Here is a 2,176-nt window from a genome sequence, read left to right as displayed (position 1 = left end):
TAGTCGCGTCAGGGCGTCTGCGCTGCACGGGGAATAGCCGGATCAACGCCAAGTCGTTTCAGCCGAAGGCGGCAACAGGGCCCGCCCCAATCCATATCCGGTCCGGTAGCATTGGCCCCGCGCAGCGAAATTTGCCGCGTCGATCGGTCAATTTGCCGGTGCATCAGTCTGCCTGCGGCACCCGTTCTCCGGACAACGAATCGATCTCCTCGCGCGTTGCGAGGACTCCATGGCACATCGGGGTACTGCTGTTGGGGGCTGCTTCCTGCTCGTACTTTCGGTCAGTCATATCCATCGCGCGCGACGTGCGGCGTATTACCGTGCTGCGATTTCCCGCCATCAAACGCTATTGGCTAACGTATTTACGCGATCTCGGTGCAATGTCGCCGGCTTCATTCAAGGTGCCTGCGTACCATAGGTGCGTTTGGTACCAAATGGCGCCACTCCCGTCAGAAGCGAGCCCTGCGACAACCGTCTTTCGGTACCCGAATGCCGACCAAGGCCGCCGTTGGGATTTACGTCCAATTCGCGCTGCAACGGGCGCGTTGCCGATCGATCGGGTCCCCGCTCCCGTTTCCCGCAATCACGGCGTGGCCGTTCCGGCGGACGCCGAAGCGACTCGACATCCGTCCGACATCGCGAGCGGTGTGCTACCCGCGTCGACGTCCGTGGACGCGCGAGCTCCGCGGTGCGTGCCGCGCCCATGCCGGAGCGCTTGCACGTGATAGAACCGCGGCCCGCGCCTATGTCCCGAATCGGGATCAATGCGAGCATTGCCGCGTGGCACCCCGCGCGATGCCGGCAAACTGGTGCCGCATGCCAGCTTTCGCGCCAATGATCGGTAGGATGCGACGCTGACGTCGGTCAGGTATCGGGGCGCCGCCGAACAGGCGGACATCGCCATGCTTGACGCCCCATATACTCCCAGCTTCGGAGTTAGGCCGACGGAACTTCCACCGGTGGAGGAGGACGCCAATCACCTCGTGGAGCGGCAGGCGTGGGAGCGAGGCGATGTTGTATTTGGCGCGAGTTGAAGCGGTGGAAAGGCCGCGCGTCCATGCTCGCAGATGCCGCGAGGAGTGTATCAGAGCGCAGCATCGCTACCTGCGGACGGCCAAGACGGGCTTGTGGTCGCCAGGAACGCAAGCGCAGATCGTCGCCCATCGGCCACAAGCCGATCGACGTAGAGGCGGGGTGGAGGCCGCCCCGGGCGCCCGTTTCGGCGCTGCCGGCAGCGCAAGGATCGCGCGACACATAGTGCGCGCAGCAGCGCCTACGTACTGAACTCGAGGCCAAATAAAGCCAAAAACAGGCTCCGATGCTGGCGCGACGCTGCCCGCTTCGCTATATGGAGGCGAGAACAGGTTGCGGCGTCGCCCATTGAGCGTCTCGACCGGCCGATTTTAGGCTCGCCAGTGTTCAGCCTGGGCCTCGCAGCTCGTCCGGCATGGAAATTGCGAATTTTTCTGTCAATCTGCTTGGCATTACGCGCCGGAGGCCGTATGATGGCGGTCTTTCGTTTTCAGCGAAGATGCAAGTCGATGCTGAGGGCGGAGTCTGACGAGGATGTGGACGCCGATCGGTGATCCTCTCGTGCTTGCCTCAGCCGGGCGAGCGTGGGTGCCGGGTCAGTCGCACGGCGCTCTGGAAGAGAATGAAAATAATCTTCCGGATGTGCTTGACAAGAGTGCGATGCACCCCCATAATCGTCAGTTCTCTACGGAGGGGTGCCCGAGTGGCTAAAGGGGGCAGACTGTAAATCTGTTGGCTTACGCCTACGTTGGTTCGAATCCAACCTCCTCCACCAAGAACATCAGCGAAGCGAGCGGTAGGGAATCGTTAGTGGCCCGTGCGGGTGTAGCTCAATGGTAGAGCAGAAGCCTTCCAAGCTTACGACGAGGGTTCGATTCCCTTCACCCGCTCCAGTCCGTGAAGTTGAAGCGTAATACCGCCCATGTGGCTCAGTGGTAGAGCACTCCCTTGGTAAGGGAGAGGTCGGCAGTTCGATCCTGCCCATGGGCACCAGCAGTAAAAAGTCAGTGTCTGTTTGCGCGCGGCGCAACATGTGAAATTCCTTTCGGGAGTTGAAAATGGCCAAGGAAAAGTTTGAGCGGACCAAGCCGCACGTCAACGTTGGTACGATCGGTCACGTTGACCACGGCAAGACGACGCTGAC

The 2,176-nt window shown here is 61.3% G+C and carries 1 protein-coding gene and 3 tRNA genes; all 4 read left to right on the top strand.

The features are described 5' to 3' along the window. Positions 1-1,721 precede the first annotated feature (1,721 nt). Positions 1,722-1,807, top strand: a tRNA-Tyr gene (locus BSE24067_RS32100). 44 nt (positions 1,808-1,851) lie between these two features. Continuing rightward, positions 1,852-1,925: transfer RNA gene (locus BSE24067_RS32095), tRNA-Gly, on the top strand. Between the two features lie 25 nt (positions 1,926-1,950). Further along, positions 1,951-2,025 (top strand) — tRNA-Thr (locus BSE24067_RS32090). A 65-nt stretch (positions 2,026-2,090) separates the two neighbouring features. Further along, the coding region (locus BSE24067_RS32085; RefSeq protein WP_039555751.1) for a GTP-binding protein at positions 2,091-2,176 on the top strand (86 nt) is incomplete at its 3' end.

The organism is Burkholderia latens (assembly GCF_902499045.1).
Classification (GTDB): Bacteria; Pseudomonadota; Gammaproteobacteria; order Burkholderiales; family Burkholderiaceae; genus Burkholderia; species Burkholderia latens.
This window is presented reverse-complemented; position numbering and strand designations above follow the sequence as displayed.